Here is a 19,061-nt window from a genome sequence, read left to right as displayed (position 1 = left end):
GGCCGCGGCGGCCGAGGCCGCCGCGCAGTCGAGTGCCAGCGCGGGCGCCGCGCAGGCCGAAGCAGCCCACGCCAGGCGGGCGGCGGCCACGGCCCGCGCCGAGGCCAACCGCGCGACCACCGCCGCCAACAACGCGGTATCTCTGGCCGACCAGGCGGCCAAGGCGGCCCGCCAGACCCGTACCGCGGCCAACAACGCGGCCGAGCACGCGGACGCGGCGGCCAAGGCGGCCGACAAGGCCGCGGACGAGGCGGGCAAGGCCCAGGACGCGGCCAACAAGTCCAAGGCCCACGCCGCCGCGGCGCTTGAGGCCGCCAAGACGGCCGGTGAGGCGACCGAGCAGGCCACCGAGGTCTTCAACGTCGCCCGGGCCGCCGAGGAGAAGATGCTGGAGGCCGACCTCGCCGCATCGATCGAGCAGGCGCGCGACGCCAAGCGCTTCGAGGACGACCTCAAGCCGGCCCTCGCCAAGCAGCAGACGCAGGCCGCCCAGACGGGCGAGGAGACCAAGCGGCTGATCTCCGAGGCCGGCGAGAAGCTGGGCAAGGACGACCAGGCGGCCGTAGGGGCGGCCCGCCAGGCGGCCGTCAACCTGCTGTCGAGCCAGGGCACCTGGACCCGCGCGGCGGCCGAGGACGCCCTGTCGGGCTCCGACGAGGACATGAAGGCGTGGATCAAGCAGGACCGGATCGACGCCGAGCACCAGGACGACCGGGAGAAGACCGTCTTCTTCAGCCGGATCGGCACACCCCGCACGGCAGCGGCTGCCGAGGACGCGCTGGCCAAGGGGCCCGAGGCGGTGCAGGAGTTCCTGACCAAGGGGGCCTTCGAGGGGCAGAAGGAGGAGTACCGCTTCCAGATCCTCAAGGTCGTCAACGAGGCGGGCAAGGCGGTGAAGGCGGCCGCGACCAAGGCGCTCGACGACGGGTCCACCGAGGCGCTGCACTCCTTCCTCACCGAGGGCTACACCAAGGCGCAGGCCGAGGACGACCGCTTCCAGGCGCTGCAGCAGCTGGAGCGGGGCGGCCCGATGATGAAGGCCGCCGCGCAGGTCGCCCTTGAGGGCACCGACACCATGCGCCGTGTCTTCGTCGAGCGTGCCCAGTACCGCGCCGCCCAGGCGGACCAGGACGCGGCGGCCCACACCGCGGCGATCCAGGCCCAGATCAGCGTCGCGGCGAAGGCCACCTCCCAGGCGTACGAGAACGCCGAGACCGCCTTCGAGGCAGCGGCCCGCGCCCAGGGCAAGGCGGACGACGCCAAGAAGTACGCAGCCCAGGCCCAGGCCAAGGCGAAGGAGGCCCAGGGCCACGCCAACCGGGCGCAGGAGTTCGCCACCCAGGCCGACAAGTCGGCCGCCTCCGCGGCCGCCTCCGCCAAGAAGGCCAAGGCCGCGGCCGCCAAGGCTCAGGTCGCTTCCCGCCAGGCCAACTACTCGGCCACTCAGGCCACCCACTCCGCACAGCAGGCGGTTGCCGCGGCGGCCGGCGCCCAAGCGTCGGCCAGCCGTGCCAGGGCCGCTTCCATAGAAGCCGGTAAGGACGCGGCGGCCGCGCGTGTGGCGGCCAGCCAGGCCAAGCAGATCGCCCTGCAGAAGCACCAGGCCGAGCAGCGCGCGGCCGCGGAAGCCGCGCGCAAGAGGGCCGAGGAGGCCGCGAAGCAGAAGCAGCGGCCCGAGGACGACGCCAAGAACGACAAGGCCGAGCTGCCCGGCAGCAAGGGCGGCGGCGGCGACGGCGGCAGCAGTGGCGGCTGCCCGCCGGGGAAGCAGACCTGGTGCGACTGGGCCGGTTACATGGGTGAGACCAGCACCTGGACCGGCTGGGCCGCGGCGGCCGCGAACCTGATTCCGGCCCCGGGCGTCGCGCAGGGCGTCAGCGCTGTCGCGGGAGGCATATCCCTCCTCTCGGGAGTCGGCAGCAGCATCTTCACCGGTGTCGCCTACGGATTCGGCAGCGATGAATTCTGGGCGTCCGCGCTCGGTACCACCGTCGGCTTCGTCGGCGGCAAGTTCAAGGGCGCCGTCTCGAAGGGTGCCGGTCTAGTAAAGTCGGCAGGCACGAAGGCCAAGGAAGTGTTCGGCGACGCCGCCGGTTCGATCTATTCGGGCGTCACCGGCTTGTTCGGCTGACCGACCCTTTTGTAGAGCTGAGCTGTGGGGCCCGCTCGCGGGCCCCACAGTGGTAAGGGAGAGAATCTTGCACGCCCCGCACATCCCCGTAAATGTCTGGTGGATCATCGCTGCCGGCCTGACGGTCCTTTTCCTCGTGGTCTGGCTGCCCATGATGCCAACGTCCCGGGCCAAGACGCAGATCGCCATGATCCCGCTCTTCGGCATTGTCTTCCTGACGGTGCTCGGGAAGCTGCGGGGGCACGATCTCACAAAACTCCTCTCCATCTATTCCACCGTGTCCGTCGGGATGATTCTCGGTGTCATAGGACGGCGCGCGGACATGCTCATAGCGGTGAAGCAGGGTGAGGACCCGCTGGGCACACCGGCCAGCAAAGCGGGCCCGGCGAACAAGCGGCTGACGATTCAGCTGTCCGTCGGATTCGTCGTGGCGTTCGCCCTGTGGGCATGGCTCAACTGGGGTTGACTCCGAACAGCATTCGCGAGCAGGTCAGTCAGCTCATCGAGCAGTCAGGCGCCTGACGGGCAGAGCCCGTGTCAGGCGCCTTTTTTCGGATTCCTGGAAGAGCCCCGGCCCCGCCGAGCCGGCGCACCCGCGCTTCCACCTGCGCTTCATGCCCACTGAACCAGATCCGCCGACGAGATCCTCGACCAAGTCACCGCCCGCTGCCATCGGGGCTCCGACTCAGGTCAACCAGGGGCTCTCGTTTGGATCAGCGAGCGGACCAGAGGAAGACGCCAGCGATGTGCAGTCCGGCCAGGCAGACAGTGGCGGTCTTCTCGTAGCGGGTGGCGATCCCGCGCCACTGCTTCAAACAGTTGATGCACCGCTCGACGGTGTTGCGCTGCTTGTATGCCTCGCGGCCGAAGGCTGGTGGCCTGCCGCCCCGGCTGCCCCGCCGCAGCCGGTGGCCACGCTGGCCGGCCGGGACCGGGATCACCGCCCGGATGCCGCGGTTGGGCAGGTGGTCACGGATCGCACGGGAGGAATACGCCGTGTCCGCCAGCACCACGTCCGGCCTCGTACGCGGGCGGCCACGCCGCCGGGGAGCGCTCAAGCGGGCCATGACCGCCTCGAAGGCGGGTGTGTCCCCGGCCTGCCCGGCGGTGAGGACGAAGGCGAGGGACGGCAGCGGCCGTCGGCGACGAGGTGGATCTTCGTGGTCAGTCCGCCGCGGGACCGGCCGATGGCGTGGTCGGCCGGCTCGCCGGCCGGAGCCCCTTTTTGCGGGCCCCACCGCGTGCCGAGGAGCCCGAACGACCGTGGAGTCCACCGAGACGGCCCAGGTCAGGCCCTCGTCGGCGTCGGCCTGGGCCATCAGCGCGGTAAACACCCGCTCCCACGTGCCGTCCACGGCCCACATCCGCAACCGGTTGCAGACACCTCTCCAGTTGCCGTACTTCTCCGGCAGGTGCACCCACTGCGTGCCGGTCTGGAACTTCACGGCAATCGCGTCGATCACCACTCGGTGATCGCGCCAGCGACCACCCCGCCTCGGCGCCCGGTCCGGCAGCAACGGCTCGATCCGTGCCCACTGCACGTCGGTTGACGGCATACCTGGTCCAACGACCAACCGATCCAAACGAAACTGCCTAGCCGTCAAGTCAGCTCTGCGCGGCCAGGGATGAACCGAGTACCTTCGCGGTCCCCGACCGAGGGTGCTCGGGGACCCCGCATGCCCGGGGAAGAACCGAAGACGAGGCGGGTTCCCGGTCGAGGTTGAGGGCCGTCCTCGATCCTGCTGGGTTGGCAGAGTCCCTGCGTTTCGGGCGGCAGCGGCGATGACGTAGCGTCACGCGCGTCGGTCTTGCCGGTACCGGGGTACAGGTCGGCCAGTCTGCGCACCGACAGGCCCGGCAGATAGGCGACGTCGCATCCACAAGCGCGGACGACCGTCACTGCCAGGGTGCCGAACAGCTCCAGCAGCTAGGGCTCGCCATTGGGCAGCGGCCTGTCGAACGCCGTGCATCCGCGCAGAACCCATCGATCGATGTAAAGGTGTTGCTGGTCACCCCCGGAGTCACCGCCGGTGACCCATCAGGGTACCGGAGATCGGCAGCCACATTACGCAGCCTTGTCCGAAGGCGGACACGCTCCCATCAGCGATCAACCGGTACCGTCAGGACCGGCGACAGCCCCCCCTGATCATCAAGGACAGGGCAACGAGTTACCGGCCCCGGGGGCCACGAGCCCGAACCGGGCTCCACGACGAAGGTAATTGCGTCTTCGCCCAGGTGGCGGCGCACGGCAGTCCTGTCCGATCCCTGATTTCCGGGTACCGCACCCGGTCATCGGGCCAAAAGCAGCCGTCTGCCGCGCGGTGTTGGCGGTGCCAGACCGCGTACGGCGAGAACCCGGCGAGGTCGCCCACACCATCAAGGCTGTTTGAAACCACGGCTTTCCCGCCGCCCCGCCATGACCGCGCAGTCGGCAGACCGTCTGACCAGCGACGAACACAGCCTGACGCCCCATCAGAACAAGCGTCACGAGCGTCATTTCAGCGTCAAGATATCGCCCGTAACGCCCACACCGCACATAATGTGCACGCACAAAACCGCAGGTCAGGAGCCCTTAGCCGCCTCCTCAAGGATCACCACGCACTCCACATGATGCGTAACCGGAATCACGTGGAGGTAACGCCGGCGGCCCCAACTGGTAATGCTGGCACTAATTGGGCCCGTTCCAACTCATCTCTAACACTGAGCAACGCAAGGCATCCGCGAACTCGGATTATTGGTAGTCCACCGCTTCTCCCTGCCTCCCACTCGCGGAAGCAACCAGACCCGAAAGGCACTGCGGGCAGGAATGTCCAGCCAGAGCAGCACGACGCATCATGACCCGTTCAGCACTGAGCACATCCGCGCCACCTGGAGCAGGACCGCGAGCGTCGAGGACGCCGCCCAGGCATTCGGCTTGTCGAGGTCGAAGAGCTACGACCTTGTCCGCCGCGGGGAATTCCCCTGCCGCGTACTGCCGATAGGCCGTACCACCCGCGTCGTCACCGCCTCGCTCCTCCGGGTACTCGAGAACGGCGAGCCGGAGTACAACACAGCCTCCAGCGCAAGCACCGAGCCGTCTTGACCAACCCTGGCCATGGTCGGCCTCACCCTCGCAGGCCGGGCCGGAGCCCGGATGGCAGGAGTCTTCGGTGTGTCTGTCAGCCGCAGTACGGTGCTGCGGCTGGTCGAGGTGTTGCCCGAGCCGGAGGTGCCGGCCCCGCGGGTAGTCGGCGTCGATGAGTACGCCACACGCAAGGGCCGCGTCTACGGCACTGTGCTGGTCGACTGCGAGACCCGTCGGCCGGTGGGCCTCCTGCCTGACCGGGAGGCGTCCAGCCTGGCCGAGTGGCTGGCGAAGCGGCCGGGCATCGAGGTGGTCTGCCGGGACCGTGCTCCGTTCTTCGCCGAAGGGGCTTCGGCCGGGGCACCCCAGGCGATCCAGGTCGCTGACCGGTGGCATCTTTGGCACAACCTCAGCGAGGCCGCCGAGCGGGCTCTTGTCCGCCACCGCCAGTGCTTACGCGTCCTGACACCCGAACCGGTCGAGGAGGGGTCCGGCGAGCCCGAATCGTCCGCGGTGGACCCGGCCTCGCCCTGGAAGGCGACCGATTCGCCAACCGCATCCGGGTAGACACGCCACGGTCCACGCGATGCTGGAAGCCGGCCACAGCCGCCGTTCCATCGGCCGCCAACTCCACATGACGCATCGCACCGTCAAAAGCCTTGCCGATGGCGCCAGGCCGGAAGACCTCTTCACCGGTCAGTACGAGTTCAACCGAGCGTCCGCTGTGGACGAGTACAAGCCCTACCTCGACGACCGCTGGAACGAGGGCTGCACCAAGGCCTGGAAACTCTGGGAGGAGACCATCCCGCTCGGCGACAAGGGCAGCTACGGCATCGTCAGCGCCTACATCAGGAAGAAGCGCACCTCACCCCGGCCGGTCACCGCACAGCCCCCGGCGCCCCGCCTGGTGACCAGATGGATTCTCAGCCGCCCGGAAACGCTTACGGAAATCGAACAGCTCCGACTCAAGGCCGTGCTGGCCAACTGCCCCGAGCTTGATGCCCTCACCGGCCAGATCCGGTCCTTCGCCGTGATGCTCACCGAACGCCAGGGCGAACGACTCCCCGAGTGGCTCGACGCCGTCCGTCAAGACGACCTGCCAAGCCTCCACACCCTTGCCGCGGGCATCGAGCGCGACCGCGAGGCTGTGATCGCCTGCCTTACCTTGCCCTGGAACTCCGGTGTCGTCGAAGGGCACGTCAACCGCGTCAAGATGCTCAAGCGCCAGATGTTCGGCCGAGCCGGATTCAGCCTGCTACGCAAGCGCGTATTGCTGGCCACCACCTCACCAACTGCCTGACTCTCGATGATAGGAATTCCTTCACGGAACGATGACGAGGGGCGAGGCACAGCATGGACGCGGCAGTAGCGATCAGCCTCATTCGCATGGCCGGTGCAGACCTGTCGATGGCGCCCTGGCAGCGTCCCTCGGACGCCTATCTGGTCCAGCTGGGCCTGGACGCCCTGATGGCCGACGTTGAGGCTCCCTCGCTTCCGCTGCTCGCTGGGCTCGCCCACGGTGAGTACCCTCAGGCCCGCGAGCTGTTCGGCCTTGTGCTGGATGAATTGGGTCTATTGCCGCTGACCTCGGAAGATCTGGCCACGGCGCGGTGGATCGCGGCCCGTTGGTGGGCGGCCCAGATCGTGGCGCGCCAGCTCGATCCCATACACGGAGCCAAGCTGATCTATGAGGAAGCTGCAGCCGAACTCGACTACCCCGACACGCTGCACCCCATCGTTGATCTGGCGAGAAGAATCGACCTGCTGAACGACCAGACTCGGCAAGAGCAGCACATCATCGACGAGGTCACCTCCGCAGCGCAAGACTTTCTCGCCACAGACGCACCCCTGAACACGGGCCTTTGACCGGCGTCGCGTGACCCACCGTGACCAGTTCACGGAAAATGAGCCAGAACCCGAGTTCCGACAGCAGATGTCCACGAGTTTGGACGGCATCCTGATCCGCCGCTGTTCGATTGTGGGGAGGCGGTAGCGCGCCTGGCTTCCACCTGCGGGCTGTCCGGCCCGGGAAGCTCGGGGCAGCCCGCCCGTCAGTCGTTGTGTTGCGGTCAGGGTAGCGTCTTGATCCATTGGGTGAGTACGTCTACGTACTGCTGGGCCATGGGTTCGTGCATGGTGTGCGGCGCGTCGAGCTGCTGGAAGGCGACGGGCTGACCGGTGGACTCCATCAGGCGGCGGGCCTGGGCGGCCTGGATGCCGGTCATGGCGCCCATCAACTGTCCGGTGTCGGGGTCGGTCCTGTGAAAGTGGTGGGTGAGCAGCACCGGTGTCTTGACCTGGGCGAGCATCGTGGCGTGGTCGACCCCGGCGTTGGCGGTGTCGGTGGCCCATGCCTGCCCCCATTCGGGGTCGTACTCCTTCAGGTGCTGCACCGGCGTCGGGGAGGCGCCGGCCTCGGGGTCACCGTCGCCCATCATGAACCCGATCCCGGGGTGCAGGAAGGCTGGCAGCTCTTTGGAGGCGGCCTTGATCATGCCGGACCAGTCGCCGATGGACCACTGCGGTCCGAGCCACTTCGCCCACAGGGCGAAGATCGGCCCCAGCGTCTGCGCCATACCGGGCCCGTAGGGCGGGCGGGCCTGGGAAGAGAACAGCGGAGGGTCCTCCAGCATCGCGCCGCGGACCAGGCCCGGCTTGCCGTACGCGGCCACGTACGCGGCGATGATGCCGCCGGAGGAGTTCCCCGCCACGACCACGGGACGCTTGATGACCAGGTCGATGAACCGCTCCACGTCGGCGCCCCAGGTGCCGAGGTTGTAGCGGCCGGGGGTCCACGTCGAGCGGCCCTGGCCCCGCAGGTCGATCGCGAAGACCCGGAACTCGGAGCTGAGCAGTCCGACCGCGTCCTCGTAGCCCCACCAGGACTCGCCCTGGGCAGGCACGAGCAACAGCGCCGGGGAAGCCGGGTCGCCTTCGGCGACGTAGTTCATGCGGATCTCGCCCAGGTCCACCAGCTGCTCGGTGAACCGGTGCGCAACGAAGGTATCGGTGCGGTCGGCGGCCTCGGAGATGCCCATGGTCGTACTCCTTGCACGTGCGGCAGGCAGCCCAGGTAGTCAGCGGCTGCCCTCGTCATCCTTGCTACAGGTCACCCGATTGGCGACCCGGCACGACCGTAGGGGCCCATTAGGACAGACAAGGTCCTCAATCCGCATGCGGGCACTCCCGGCTTCCGAGTGTGTTCGAATGACCAGCCCCGGCAGGGTGCCGTCGGAACTGGCGAACATCTGCTGTCGGAACTCGGTTCTGGCACAGATCTTGGGGAGTCGTCGCGGAGCGTGACATCGTTGTTCGATTGCGAGGGCCTGGCTCGTACGAGAGGGCGTACGCCTTGTCGCCCGACGGCCGGAAGTGACGCTCCCTCAGGTGCATTCCGTTCGCTGCTGTGGTCGGCGGTGGACCGTGATGGTGCTGGTCATGCAGGCCGACGCGCTGTTCTGGGACTCGCTGGTGTTCGAGGGGATCGACGAGGTGGAGGTCGAGGCGGTCACGGCCGCGTTCGGCACGGTCGAGGTGGCGGCGAAAGGCCGCGCGGTCGCGGTGGCATGTCCGGACTGCGGCCTCATCTCGGATCGAGTCCACGATCGTTGCCAGCGCAGGCTGAAGGACCTTCCGCTCGCTGATCAGGGCTTTGTGATCCGGCTGACGGTCAGACGTTTCATCTGTGGGTCGGCAGACTGCCCGCGTCGGACGTTCGCCGAGCCGTTCTCCCGGCTGACTGTCCCGCACGCTCGGTTCACCACGCGGCTCAACCCTGCTTTGGAACGGGTGGGACTCGCCCTGGCGGGGCGGGCCGGCACATGGCTGGCGGCCCAGCTCGGCCTCGGTGCGGGACGGATGACCTTGTTACGCAGGCCATGGCACTGCCCGATCCGCGATTCAGTACTCCACGGGTGCTGGGCGTGGACGACTTCGCGATCCGTCGCGGCCAGACCTACTCCACGGTCTTGACCAGCGTCGAAGACCATCGCGTGGTCAACGTGCTCCCGACCCGCGAGGGCGGACCGCTGGCCGCCTGGCTGATCCGCCACCCCCGCGTGGAGATCATCTGCCGGGACCGGGCGGGCGCCTACGCCGAGGGCGTCCGCCGCGGCGCCCCTAATGCCCTGCAGGTCGCTGACCGGTTTCATCTGTGGCAGGGACTCGGCCGGGCCGTAGAGCGCTGCGTCGCCGCCCATCGCGACTGCCTGCGTAACCCGATGCCCAGCGGCACGCTGCCGCAGGACACCCCACCGGCTTCCGAGCGGCCGCAGAACGGCGCGGAGCCGGTCGGCCGGCGGGCCGAGCGGAAGAAGGCTGCACATGCCCTGGTCCACGAGATGCTCGCCCAGGGGCACTCACGTCGGGCGATCGCCCGGCACCTGGGCTGTGGCCTCAACACCGTGCGCCGGTACGCGAACGCCGCACGCTGGCAGGACACCATCCGCGACAACCGGCCCCGGCCCAGCAGACTGGCCCCTTACAAGCCCTACCTGGAGCGACGCTTCGCCGAGGGATGCACCAGCCTCACCCAACTCCACGGCGAGCTGGTCGCCGAGCACGCTCCTGCCACCTACGGCATGGTCCGAGCCCACATCGCCACCTTGCGCGGGGCTCCGTCCGCCGCGCCGCCGCGGCCGCCGACGGTACGGCAGGTGACCGGGTGGCTCACCCGCCACCCCACCGCGCTGAGCGAGCAGGACCGCGTCGGCCTGAAGAACGTCCTGGCCCGCTGTCCCGAACTGGTCACGGCCGCCAGACACGTCCGCGATTTCGGTGAGATACTCAGCGGCCGCCTGGGCGCCACGCTCCTTGTCTGGATCGACGCTGTCGATGCCAGCCAGCTGCCCGGGCTCACCGGCTTCGCACTTCACCTGCTCCGAGACCTCGACGCCGTGACCGCCGGCCTCACTCTGGACCGGAGCTCCGGCAGCATCGAGGGCGCCGTGAACCGCATCAAGAAGAACAAGATACAGCTCTACGGCCGAGCCGGATTCGAACTCCTACGCAAGATGATCTTGCTTCAATAGCGCACCGCCCGAGGTGCCGACTCGCCAGCTTCCCGGCCCTTTGAGATCAGAGATCGGCCGTCCAGATCCCGACAGGATGGTCACGCGAAGGGAGCCACAACTGAGGCTGTGAGTCGCGATGCCTCTCGTCAGCCTGCTCATCCCAGTGGAAACGGCCCTCGACATCAGGCCACGCGACTTGCAGCACGGGGAGAGGCGGCCGCCGGTAGAACCCGATGGCCTGCCCGAAGAAGGTCCGGTACCAGCTGCGATCGACCTGCCTGAGCGCGACTCGATACCCGTCGACGACATCAGGATGGCTCTGGCCGTCCGCCAGCACTTCGCCCGCGGCAGACTTCTCTCCGAGCGTGTTGAGCATGGGGTGCATGGCATGGACATCGAGCCCGAACATGGCGAGTTCAGGTCCGCCGTGGGTGTGCGCGAGGCCGATCGTGTAGGCGAATCCAGGACCGATCTCGTCTTCGGGAACCATCACGACGTGCCATCCGTGCTGCTGCACGTGCTCGATGACCGTCAGATCCATGCGGTCCGCTTCGTCCCGGTCGCCGTAGTCATGGCAGAGGACACACCGGCACTGGAACGGATCATCAGTCATGTGCGGAGGGTATGAGGTGAGCCTTCAGGTCGAACGACCGGGGCTCGGACCCTCTCAATCGAACAGCGCCATCACCCTCCGCGACGGCTCCCCAAGATCTGTGCCAGAACCCACGACTCGCCAACAAAGCCACCCGATTTCCCCGATACTCCACAGCGCGGCCGATGAGTTTGTTGCTCCCGGCCGGGCCGAGCTCGCGGCACCCCACGAAAGGACACCGCCATGTCGGAGCTTCTTGTCGACTTCATCACCTCCCTCGACGGCCATGCATCGGGAGAGGGATGGCCCGGCTTCTGGGGCCTCGAGGGCCCGGAGTACCTCACATGGCTCGGCGAGCAGCCCGAGGCCACCTACCTGATGGGAGCGAACACCTACCGCCAGATGTCGAGCTTCGCCGCAGGCGAGGTCCCGAAGGGCCAAGACGAGTTCAGGCCCGAAGAAGAGACGTTCGTCGACGAGCTCACGCAAGCGCCCAAGGTGGTGTTCTCCTCCTCACTCAAGGAGCCACTGACGTGGGCCAACTCCACGCTCGTCCGCGACGACGCCGTCGAGGCGGTCCGCGCCATGAAGTCGAGTGGCTCGGAGCTCCTCACCACGATCGGCAGCCTCAGCCTGTGCCGGTCCCTGCTACGAGCCGGACTCGTCGACCGCTTCCGGGTCACGCTGTTCCCGGTGATCACCGGGGCCACGGGCGAAGAACGCATCTACGACGGCTATCCGGACGTTGCCCTCGAGATGATCGAACACCGCACCTTCGACGGCCGCATCCAGATGGTCGAGTACAAGCCCCGCGTGCTCGAGCACCCGCCGCTCGGCGACCCTGCGTGACATTGCCCCGTCCGCCGGACTGGACGACACCAGGCCGGCACCAACGGGCGCGGAGCAAGACTTTGGCAGGGGGGCGAACGGCCATCGTCAGGACGCTCAGAGGTCGGACGTCCTCCACCGGATGACGTTCGACAACATCGTTTCCCCGACCGGCGGCGACCCCCTCACGTACGGCCCGGGGACCCCCGGGCCTACTCCGACAGGAGAATCAGCACGCCGAGGCCCGCCACCAAGACCAGTGCGACCGCAATCACGTACAACGCCTCCAGCATGTCTTTCCGGCCCAGCTTCTCGATCCGCTGCCGCAGTGCCTCGCTGCCCTCCTCCGTGTCCCTGCGCCAAAGAGGCTGGAGTACGGCTGTGCCATCGGCGATCGCGCCGGCGACCCGCTGCGCGTCGCCGGCGTGGAAAACGGTCGGATGATAGGTGCGGCCCCACGTGCCCGACACGGACTCGGTCACGGTCCGAACACCGTTGGCTTTGACGACCGCTTCGATGTCCGCGACGACCGGCCAGGCGCGTACGAGCTCGTCCCGACGGAGGTAACCGTCGGGGTAGGTGCGCCACTTCTCCCGCTGCGCGATCAACTCCGCGACCGGGACGGGAGCAGGAATGTCCTGAGTCATGAGGCACCTCCGATCAGGCTGCGCGCCCATCACTCTGCCGCGCGACAGCTGCTCCCACAAGGACCGTCCGGGCCGGCGGAGCGGCGTTGCGGCACGCGTCGGCCGGCCGCTGGCTGATCACGGCCTTGGGGGCTCCAAGCACAGAGGGCTACGTGTCGCTCATCAAACCGGGCCGAGGAGCCGGATGAGGTGGTGGCCAACCAGGTCGAAGAAGCGTCGGCGATCCGCCGCGGCTGCTGCTGCCCCGCCGCGGCACCGACCTGAGCACTCCCTACGAAACGGTGCTCTACGACCGCCGCACGCACCGGGACTTCACCCGCACCCCGGTGTCGCTGAACACCCTGGCCACGCTGCTGTCCACAGTCTTCGGGCCAGTAGACTTCATCGACAGCGGCCATGGCCCGGTCTACCGCCGCACGAGCCCCTCCGGCGGCTCCCGTCAGGAACTCGACGCCTACCTCGGCGCGCTCAACGTCGACGGCCTCGCTCCCGGCTGGTACCACTACAACAGCCTGCAGCACTCGGTGGAACTGCTCTGCGACGGCTTCACTCCCGAGGAAGCAGCGCACCTGTGCGCCGACCAGGACTGGGCCGGCGATGCCGCCTTCCTGGTGGTGCTCGCCGCCCGGCTGGAGCGCATGAGCGTGAAGTACCACACCCCTCGCTGCTACCGGGTGTGCCTGCTCAATGCCGGACACCTGGGGCAGACCTTCGCCCTGACCGCCACCGCGCTCGGTCTCGGCCCGGCCCAGACCGGAGCCTTCCGCGACGCGGCCCTCGCACAACGCTGCACACTGAACAACACCGGACACACCCCCCTCTACGTCCTGGCGGCCGGCCGCCCCCACCCGCAACCCCACGAAGCGCCACCGCCGGCAACCCTCGACGCCTTCAGGAAGGCACCCCTCGAAGCGGCAGCCAGCCCAAGCCCGGGCGTTCCCGCTCTGAACGACAAGCACAGCCGGTTCCCACAGGCACCCCCACAGCCAGCTTGACTCTCTCGGGCGGGCACCCGGTGCCCGCCTCACCGCCGGTGCACGCTGGGAACGTCAGCCCGCAGCCGCTTGTTGTGCGCGCAAAGGGAGGCGATATGCGCAGGCCCGCCCTGCCCGAGGGGCTTTGGCCCGGAACCGCGTGCGCCTGCCGACATCTCGCGGCCCGTGCGGTCACCGCCACCGCGGCCCTGGGCCTGGGGCTGGCGGGCGTGCCGGCCCACTGGGTCTGTGCCGGGCGGCGACCGGATGCTCCGCGCTGGTTCGCCCTCGCCGCTTGGCATGATGCGACCGATCGGGGCATCTGCGCCCGGGCGCGGGCCGCCCTCAACCGGACGGCGCAGACGAACTCCGCACCGACGGCAGGGTCGAGGGCGCTGCCCGACGGGTCCTGGGAGACGGTCGAATGCCTGGCCGCCATGATCCGCCACCATGCCACCGTCCCCACCGTGATCGTTGACATCTCGTCGGTGGAGCGGCTGAACATCGACACCCTGGCGATTCTGGTCCGCAAGGCCATGCGCCTGCGCTCGGCCGGAGGGGAACTGCTGCTGGCCGGCCCCGCTCCGGCTGTTCGCAAGCTCATCGAACGGACCGGAACCGGATGCTTACTGCACACATCGCCCGGCTGGGCTGCCGCGGTGGGCCACCTGGCCCGGGACGGCCGCACCTGGCACCCGGTCAGCCTGGCAGATGGGCCGGGCGCCCTCTTCACCGACCTGCTCGAAGCCCCCTGCCGCACCTGACCCGGTGCGGCCCTGCCCGGGAGCGGGGGTCAGTCACGCGCCTGCTGCCGGCCGACGAGACGGGAACGCTGACGTCGGAGCCGGTAGTTCTCGTCGAGCAGCCGCCAGTTCTCCTCCGCCACCACACGTTTCCTGCCCCGAAGTTCACGAGCGTGCTCAAGAGCTGTCTCCAGCCGCTTCAGGAGAGCGGACAACTGCGGTTCCGCTGGCATGAGGGGCTACTTCCCCGTCCCCGTCCCTGTCATGGGGGCTCAAAGGGAACCCGCCTGCCGGGCGGTGAAGGTCAGGCCGGCCACGGCCTGCGCCGACGGGGTTCGTATCAGCGGTTGAGCCGCCGCAGGGCTCTGGGCGGCCGAGTTCACTGGCTGCTCTTCGCCTTGGGCTGCGGCGGAAGAAGCGGAGGTGAAGCCCAGCGGGCTGTTTCCCGCCGGGGCGGGCGCCGGCTGGTATCGGGGCCGTCGTGCAGGCTCCGGCCGCCGGGACGGTGACGGCACGCACGCGGTTTCGTTTCCCTGGCGGACAGGTGGACCGCGTCGGCCGGACACCGATGCGGGCCCGGACGGAAGGACATCGACATGCCGGTCATCAAGCAGGCGCTCACGGTCGCAGTGGCCGCAGCCGGCCTGGTCGGCGCGGCCGCTGGTACGGCGGCGGCGACGACAGTCATCGGTGCGGGCAACAGCGCGCACGACAACCACTGCGCCAACAAGGGGGCGGCGCGCACGCAGGCCAGGGCGAATACTGCTGGCGATCTGGTCGGCGAGGTGTTCGCGCTGACACTGAGTGCCCCGGCCAATCAGTGTGGTGACCTCGGCCTGCCCAAGGAGGACAAGGCCGACCAGCCGACGGAGAACGCGCACGTCGACATGGCCGAGTAGGTCCTGCTCCCGTGCGCAGCACCGGCAGCGTGAGCTTCTGCGTCACCTTCGGCGCAGCGGTCCCGGTGGCCTGGCGGCACCGGCGCCGGCTGCGAGGGCGATGAGGCGGACCGCGTCTTTGCGGCGAGCCTGGCGCTGTGCCGGGAGCGCGGAGGCGCTGGGTGCGGCAGAGGTGGCGGTGGACCGTGGACGCGGCGTTCGCGAGTGCGCGTTGTCCTGCCCGTCCTGCACGCGTCGCTGGCCGCGGTGGCGGAGCGCAGCGAGCCGGGCGGGCAGGCCGCGACCCCGTCCCGGCGCGGTGGCCGCCGACCGCAAGAAGCGCGGCTCACGTGGCGGCCTGTTGCCGCGATGCCGGCACGTGACAGTGCTCCCGACGCCAGCCGGTGGACCCCGACTGCACGACCATGTGCCGGCATGGGCCTGGCCGCCGCAAGCAGCACCGTCTGCCGCCGTCACCGGCTCGCGCTCGTACGGCCGTCTGTGCCTGGCCGCGCCCGGCTGCCGGGCGCACCGTGGCCTGAGGGGCTGTGCGCACGGCCGGGGCCTGCGGGCGGCCCGAGATGCGAGCATGGGAGTGTCATGCCAGAGGATCAGCAGGACAACCGGCTGTCGTTGTTCACCACTGAGCCCCTGCGGCCCGGCGCCGACATTCCGGTCTTCTACCAGAGCCGGGAGAGCAAGCCGAACAACTGGATCGGTCTGCACCGCAAGGACCAGAACGAGCACTGTGCCTTCGCCTACGCGCCGGGCAGCGCCGGCGTGGCCACCTTCTCGGGCTCCTCCTTCGACGCCCGCGGCGGCGTGGGGCCGGGCGACTACCAGCTCTATCTCTACGAGGGCGCCGGCCGCACCGTACTGGCGGGCCCGCTGGCCCTGCGCCTGACCCGTGCCCCGTACTTCCTGGTGGACGCGCTGACCGCCGCGAACGTGCAGGCCGGGCAGGAGTGCCGGGTGGCGCTGGGTGGCCTGCTGGAGGCGTTCGGCCAGAAGGTCTCCTTCGCCAAGGTGCGCGGGGATTGCTGGCTGGAGGTCACCGGCGACGGCATCGTCGCCGGCACGGTTCCCGAGAGCCTGGCGGGCCGCTACGGGTTGATCACCGTGGCCGCCTGCGTGCCTGAGGGCGGGGAGCGCACCACCGTGACGGTGCGGGTGCCAGTGCGCCCGGAGCAGGGGCCGCTCGTCGACGAGTTGCGCGTGGCCACCTGGAACCTGTGGTACGACGCCGCCAAGGTCTGGGGCGCCAAGTCCAAGGTGCTGCGCATGGTGGCTGAGCAGAACCTCGACATCGTCGCGATGCAGGAGGTCCGTCAGCAGTACGGCACCGTCAAGGAGCTGGCCACGCGCCTGGGCTGGTACTACCAGGAGCATCCCTGCGGCAAGGACGTCGGCATCATGAGCCGCTACCCCATCGATGCGGACCGAAGCGGCCACGGCGCGGAGTACCTGCGCGCCGCCGTCACGGCGGGTGACCTGCTCGTGCACGTGTGCTGCGTGCACCTGGACTACCACCACTACGGGCCCTACCAGGCGCCCGAAGGCGCGCGGCAGTTCACCCTCGCTGTACAGGAGGAGGAGAAGCAGTCCCGGCGGGCCGACGAGATGCGCGACGAGATCCTCGCCAAGATCGCGCCACAGCTCGATACGGCGCACCGGTCTCCGGTGATCGTGCTGGGCGACTTCAACTGCCCCTCCCACCGCGACTGGACCTCCGAGGTCACCTCCCAGCCCGCCAACTGGCCCGCCACCCTGCTGCTTGAGAAGGCCGGCCTGCACGACTCCTACCGCACCGCCCACCCCGACCCGCGCGCCCATCCGGGCCTGACCTGGTCACCGGCCCAGCCCTGGGATCAGACCTACCTCAAGCCCGCGCGCGTGGAGCCGCAGGACCGGGTCGACTTCATCTTCCACAAGGGCGACCGGCTCCAGGTCGCCGACTCGGTGACCCATGTCGCCGGGCAGCCGGCACCCGCCGAAGACCACCCTCAGTGGAAGCCCTCCCGCTCCTGGCCGGCCCCGCTGTGGTGGTACAACGCCTGGCCCTCCGACCACGCCAGCGTGATCACGACCTACCGTGTTCAGCACTGAGCGCCTTCCCGGTTGTATACGGCTCGTCGGCGGCCTGTTGCGGCCTCCGCGCCGAGGGCGGGCTGCAACGGGCCGCCGGGGCTCGCCGAGGAGGCTGTGCCCGTACGCTCCGGCCCGGGCCGGTAGCGAGCGTCAGCGGGCGTCGGGCCGGTGGCCACGCGGGACTCGGCAATCGACGGATGGTTCTTGCCGGGTTGCCGGAATCACGGTTTGGGGACGAGTGTCATATCTTTAACTCCCCCGCCGGGCCGGTCCGTGCAGGCATAACGCTGCTGGGACGGGTTTCGCCTTTTCGCCTCGTAGAATTTGGTGAGGCAGGTGCCGAGTGCTTGTTGGCCGTACGCATTGGGGTGCACGGACTCTTCCAACTGTCCCTGCATCGTCTTGGTGATGGTCTGGGTGACGAAGCGGATCCACTCGGCCTGCGCGCCGGGCAGCGGCTTCGCCAAAGTGTTGCCTCGCTCGGCCTGCTTCGTGTCGTTGCGGCACAGCGTGTGGTGCTCAAAGGCGTTTTGCAGGTCCAGAAAGTCCACCTGGTTTTGGTTGGCGACCTCCTCCAGCATCTGAGAGAGGCCGTGGACGACGCCTTGACGCGCCCAGGCGGCTTCCACGTCGAAGAAGGGGCAGCCGCCGGGGGACCACCGTGCGGACGTCAGGCGTTGCCCCTGCGGATAGCGGAAGTCTTGGGGGTCGGGGATCGGCGCCGGGTATGACTGCAGGACAATTCTGTAAGACTTGTTCAGCCCCTCCTTGCCCATGGCGTTGATAATGGCCTGGAGCGCTTCGCTGACCCGCGGACGCATGTACCCCTTTTCAGGATGCGTGCTGAGCGCTTCCGCGATGGGCTTTTCCCATTTCCCCTTGCAGGGCGTTCTCGTCGGGGTGAGGAACCTGGCCGCACAGTCTTTGATCACGTCCGAGAACTGCAAATCGTTTCCCCCGATGGAAACGTGAATCATCTTGATGCTATATTTTGCCCGCTTGTCGATCAATTGGTCTTTCTGGGCCTTCTCTCTTCGGGTGTACACCTTGGTGATGTGCCACGCGAGGGCGCCCGAGCAGGCGATGTTGAGTGCCGTCGCACGGCCGTCCGCAGACGGCCACCGGGCACTGCGGATTTCGGCGACGTCCGACCGATGGCAGCCCGCGAACTCGTCTGCGTCGCCCTTTTTGGCAGAAGGGTTTTTGTAGGAGCCTCCGTAGACCCGCTCAGGGTCCTTCTTGCAGTTCTTGCCCTCGGCGTCACATGCGTAGGCGGCGCGATCAGTGCCGAAAATATCTTTGGTCTCTTCGTACTTCTTGTCGACGTTGCCCTGCCAGCGGCCGGCCTCGCCGGAGATGAAGCTGTCCCCCAGGGAAATAATGGCCTTTTCACGGTTGACGGCGACTGGGGCCGAGCCGGCCCTGGAGGCCGCGAGCACAGGCGCCGCTGTGGCGGTCAGGGCGGCCAGGACGAGCAGGCATCCGGTGCGACGGCCCGAGGCCGGACGGGAGCAAGGGCGGGCTGGGCGCATGACGCTCCCGATTCTTGAGGGTGAAAAGGAAGGGCCGAGCAGGGTCCGGCCGGTGGCGCAGACCGACGGTACCGGCGGCCAAAGGCACACCGGCTGCGCCAGGGCCATGAGGAGCAAAAGTCAACCCGTGCAGGCCAACAAAGCCGCCTCGCCGGTTTCCCGGAGAGGCATATGTCGTAGGCATATGTCGATCGGGTAGCGGTGCGGGCGCCGAGAAGGACGCTGGCTGCTTTACCCCGGCCGCGGGACTCGCCGGCCCGCCCGCGTCTCGGGGTGCGCGGCCGCCGCCCCGCCATCTTGGCGATCTGGCGGCGGTGCGGCACCGCTCTGCGTTCTCAGCCGCTCGCCCGCCCGGGGTGGCTGTGTCGACCCGTGCCGCCCGGCGGCTTCAGGAGGTGAGATGAACTGTGGCGCTGACCAGGAAAGAGCTCGTAGCCCGGCGGCAAAAGCTGACGGGCAAAACTTCATTCGCCGTCTACTGGGGCGAACTGGGACTTTCAGACATCGAGAAAGCCTTTTCCCCTTATCTGGAACGAGGCGTGCAGGCCAACGACGCCAGTTGCACCGATGAG

General features: G+C 68.6%; 19 protein-coding genes and 1 pseudogene. 13 read left to right on the top strand and 7 right to left on the bottom strand.

The features are described from left to right. Both JXZ78_RS16950 and JXZ78_RS16945 read left to right on the top strand, forming a co-directional pair. A partial coding sequence (locus tag JXZ78_RS16950; RefSeq protein WP_275127849.1) for an ALF repeat-containing protein occupies positions 1 to 2,131 on the top strand: 2,131 nt, incomplete at its 5' end. A 67-nt stretch (positions 2,132 to 2,198) separates the two neighbouring features. After that, a complete protein-coding gene (locus JXZ78_RS16945) occupies positions 2,199 to 2,597 on the top strand; it encodes a hypothetical protein (RefSeq protein WP_238783175.1) in 399 nt (132 codons plus the stop codon). Between the two features lie 247 nt (positions 2,598 to 2,844). Here the strand turns inward: JXZ78_RS16945 and JXZ78_RS16940 are convergent, their stop codons facing one another. Together JXZ78_RS16940 and JXZ78_RS16935 are read right to left on the bottom strand one after the other, a co-directional pair. Next, positions 2,845 to 3,687: an IS5 family transposase gene (locus JXZ78_RS16940; RefSeq protein WP_238783174.1), complete on the bottom strand. Its 843-nt coding sequence runs from the start codon at positions 3,685 to 3,687 to the stop codon at positions 2,845 to 2,847. Positions 3,688 to 3,920: 233 nt separating this feature from the next. Then, a pseudogene (locus tag JXZ78_RS16935) lies at positions 3,921 to 4,043 on the bottom strand (IS110 family transposase); the annotation flags it as partial. A gap of 894 nt (positions 4,044 to 4,937) precedes the next feature. On the opposite strand from JXZ78_RS16935, the gene JXZ78_RS16930 reads away from it, so the two are divergent. The 4 genes from JXZ78_RS16930 (at position 4,938) to JXZ78_RS16915 (ending at position 7,061) form a co-directional block, all read left to right on the top strand. After that, positions 4,938 to 5,213: a helix-turn-helix transcriptional regulator gene (locus JXZ78_RS16930; protein WP_078624519.1), complete on the top strand. Its 276-nt coding sequence runs from the start codon at positions 4,938 to 4,940 to the stop codon at positions 5,211 to 5,213. 69 nt (positions 5,214 to 5,282) lie between these two features. Next, positions 5,283 to 5,762 (top strand): transposase, encoded by a 480-nt coding sequence (locus JXZ78_RS16925; RefSeq protein WP_157851682.1) that lies wholly within the window; start codon positions 5,283 to 5,285, stop codon positions 5,760 to 5,762. 19 nt (positions 5,763 to 5,781) lie between these two features. Further along, positions 5,782 to 6,495 (top strand): transposase, encoded by a 714-nt coding sequence (locus JXZ78_RS16920; protein ID WP_106968869.1) that lies wholly within the window; start codon positions 5,782 to 5,784, stop codon positions 6,493 to 6,495. 53 nt (positions 6,496 to 6,548) lie between these two features. After that, complete coding sequence (locus JXZ78_RS16915) at positions 6,549 to 7,061, top strand: hypothetical protein (RefSeq protein WP_050502801.1); 513 nt, start codon at positions 6,549 to 6,551, stop codon at positions 7,059 to 7,061. Between the two features lie 203 nt (positions 7,062 to 7,264). Here JXZ78_RS16915 and JXZ78_RS16910 read toward each other — a convergent pair whose 3' ends face one another. Continuing rightward, positions 7,265 to 8,233, bottom strand: coding sequence for an alpha/beta hydrolase (locus JXZ78_RS16910; RefSeq protein WP_030022670.1), 969 nt, complete (start codon positions 8,231 to 8,233; stop codon positions 7,265 to 7,267). A gap of 388 nt (positions 8,234 to 8,621) precedes the next feature. On the opposite strand from JXZ78_RS16910, the gene JXZ78_RS16905 reads away from it, so the two are divergent. Beyond that, the gene (locus tag JXZ78_RS16905; RefSeq protein WP_238783173.1) at positions 8,622 to 9,167 is read left to right on the top strand and encodes a transposase family protein; all 546 of its coding nucleotides are present in this window, start codon (positions 8,622 to 8,624) and stop codon (positions 9,165 to 9,167) included. Continuing rightward, positions 9,164 to 10,225: a transposase gene (locus JXZ78_RS16900; RefSeq protein ID WP_238783172.1), complete on the top strand. Its 1,062-nt coding sequence runs from the start codon at positions 9,164 to 9,166 to the stop codon at positions 10,223 to 10,225. The genes JXZ78_RS16905 and JXZ78_RS16900 overlap by 4 nt, the downstream gene beginning before the upstream one ends. 46 nt (positions 10,226 to 10,271) lie before the next feature. On the opposite strand, the gene JXZ78_RS16895 is transcribed toward JXZ78_RS16900, so the two are convergent. Continuing rightward, a complete protein-coding gene (locus JXZ78_RS16895) occupies positions 10,272 to 10,820 on the bottom strand; it encodes a DUF4262 domain-containing protein (RefSeq protein WP_030022668.1) in 549 nt (182 codons plus the stop codon). A gap of 222 nt (positions 10,821 to 11,042) precedes the next feature. Here JXZ78_RS16895 and JXZ78_RS16890 point away from each other — a divergent pair, with 222 nt between their 5' ends. Then, positions 11,043 to 11,648 (top strand): dihydrofolate reductase family protein, encoded by a 606-nt coding sequence (locus JXZ78_RS16890; RefSeq protein ID WP_030022666.1) that lies wholly within the window; start codon positions 11,043 to 11,045, stop codon positions 11,646 to 11,648. Between the two features lie 191 nt (positions 11,649 to 11,839). On the opposite strand, the gene JXZ78_RS16885 is transcribed toward JXZ78_RS16890, so the two are convergent. Next, positions 11,840 to 12,274, bottom strand: a complete 435-nt coding sequence (locus tag JXZ78_RS16885) for a hypothetical protein (protein WP_030022664.1) — start codon at positions 12,272 to 12,274, stop codon at positions 11,840 to 11,842. 281 nt (positions 12,275 to 12,555) lie between these two features. On the opposite strand from JXZ78_RS16885, the gene JXZ78_RS16880 reads away from it, so the two are divergent. Beyond that, positions 12,556 to 13,269: a SagB/ThcOx family dehydrogenase gene (locus tag JXZ78_RS16880; protein WP_208870204.1), complete on the top strand. Its 714-nt coding sequence runs from the start codon at positions 12,556 to 12,558 to the stop codon at positions 13,267 to 13,269. 95 nt (positions 13,270 to 13,364) lie between these two features. After that, a complete protein-coding gene (locus tag JXZ78_RS16875; RefSeq protein ID WP_030022661.1) occupies positions 13,365 to 14,012 on the top strand; it encodes an STAS domain-containing protein in 648 nt (215 codons plus the stop codon). 29 nt (positions 14,013 to 14,041) lie between these two features. Here JXZ78_RS16875 and JXZ78_RS16870 read toward each other — a convergent pair whose 3' ends face one another. After that, complete coding sequence (locus JXZ78_RS16870; protein ID WP_157851681.1) at positions 14,042 to 14,224, bottom strand: hypothetical protein; 183 nt, start codon at positions 14,222 to 14,224, stop codon at positions 14,042 to 14,044. Positions 14,225 to 14,587: 363 nt separating this feature from the next. Here JXZ78_RS16870 and JXZ78_RS16865 point away from each other — a divergent pair, with 363 nt between their 5' ends. Next, entirely contained in the window at positions 14,588 to 14,890 is a 303-nt protein-coding gene (locus JXZ78_RS16865; RefSeq protein ID WP_050502800.1) for a hypothetical protein, read from the top strand. A gap of 579 nt (positions 14,891 to 15,469) precedes the next feature. After that, complete coding sequence (locus JXZ78_RS16860) at positions 15,470 to 16,975, top strand: endonuclease/exonuclease/phosphatase family protein (protein ID WP_050502799.1); 1,506 nt, start codon at positions 15,470 to 15,472, stop codon at positions 16,973 to 16,975. 203 nt (positions 16,976 to 17,178) lie between these two features. Here the strand turns inward: JXZ78_RS16860 and JXZ78_RS16855 are convergent, their stop codons facing one another. After that, positions 17,179 to 18,396, bottom strand: a complete 1,218-nt coding sequence (locus tag JXZ78_RS16855; RefSeq protein WP_050502798.1) for a GDSL-type esterase/lipase family protein — start codon at positions 18,394 to 18,396, stop codon at positions 17,179 to 17,181. Positions 18,397 to 19,061 lie beyond the last annotated feature (665 nt).

Source organism: Streptomyces monomycini, from assembly GCF_022271435.1.
Classification (GTDB): domain Bacteria; phylum Actinomycetota; class Actinomycetes; order Streptomycetales; family Streptomycetaceae; genus Streptomyces; species Streptomyces monomycini.
This window is presented reverse-complemented; position numbering and strand designations above follow the sequence as displayed.

What these genes read in the sequence shown, in the direction of transcription:
- JXZ78_RS16940 (WP_238783174.1), bottom strand. Translation starts at nt 3,687, where the DNA reads ATGCCGTCAACCGACGTGCAGTGGGCACGGATCGAGCCGTTGCTGCCG.
- JXZ78_RS16930 (WP_078624519.1), top strand. Translation starts at nt 4,938, where the DNA reads ATGTCCAGCCAGAGCAGCACGACGCATCATGACCCGTTCAGCACTGAG.
- JXZ78_RS16920 (WP_106968869.1), top strand. Translation starts at nt 5,782, where the DNA reads ATGCTGGAAGCCGGCCACAGCCGCCGTTCCATCGGCCGCCAACTCCAC.
- JXZ78_RS16915 (WP_050502801.1), top strand. Translation starts at nt 6,549, where the DNA reads ATGGACGCGGCAGTAGCGATCAGCCTCATTCGCATGGCCGGTGCAGAC.
- JXZ78_RS16910 (WP_030022670.1), bottom strand. Translation starts at nt 8,233, where the DNA reads ATGGGCATCTCCGAGGCCGCCGACCGCACCGATACCTTCGTTGCGCAC.
- JXZ78_RS16905 (WP_238783173.1), top strand. Translation starts at nt 8,622, where the DNA reads ATGGTGCTGGTCATGCAGGCCGACGCGCTGTTCTGGGACTCGCTGGTG.
- JXZ78_RS16895 (WP_030022668.1), bottom strand. Translation starts at nt 10,820, where the DNA reads ATGACTGATGATCCGTTCCAGTGCCGGTGTGTCCTCTGCCATGACTAC.
- JXZ78_RS16890 (WP_030022666.1), top strand. Translation starts at nt 11,043, where the DNA reads ATGTCGGAGCTTCTTGTCGACTTCATCACCTCCCTCGACGGCCATGCA.
- JXZ78_RS16885 (WP_030022664.1), bottom strand. Translation starts at nt 12,274, where the DNA reads ATGACTCAGGACATTCCTGCTCCCGTCCCGGTCGCGGAGTTGATCGCG.
- JXZ78_RS16875 (WP_030022661.1), top strand. Translation starts at nt 13,365, where the DNA reads ATGCGCAGGCCCGCCCTGCCCGAGGGGCTTTGGCCCGGAACCGCGTGC.
- JXZ78_RS16870 (WP_157851681.1), bottom strand. Translation starts at nt 14,224, where the DNA reads ATGCCAGCGGAACCGCAGTTGTCCGCTCTCCTGAAGCGGCTGGAGACA.
- JXZ78_RS16865 (WP_050502800.1), top strand. Translation starts at nt 14,588, where the DNA reads ATGCCGGTCATCAAGCAGGCGCTCACGGTCGCAGTGGCCGCAGCCGGC.
- JXZ78_RS16860 (WP_050502799.1), top strand. Translation starts at nt 15,470, where the DNA reads ATGCCAGAGGATCAGCAGGACAACCGGCTGTCGTTGTTCACCACTGAG.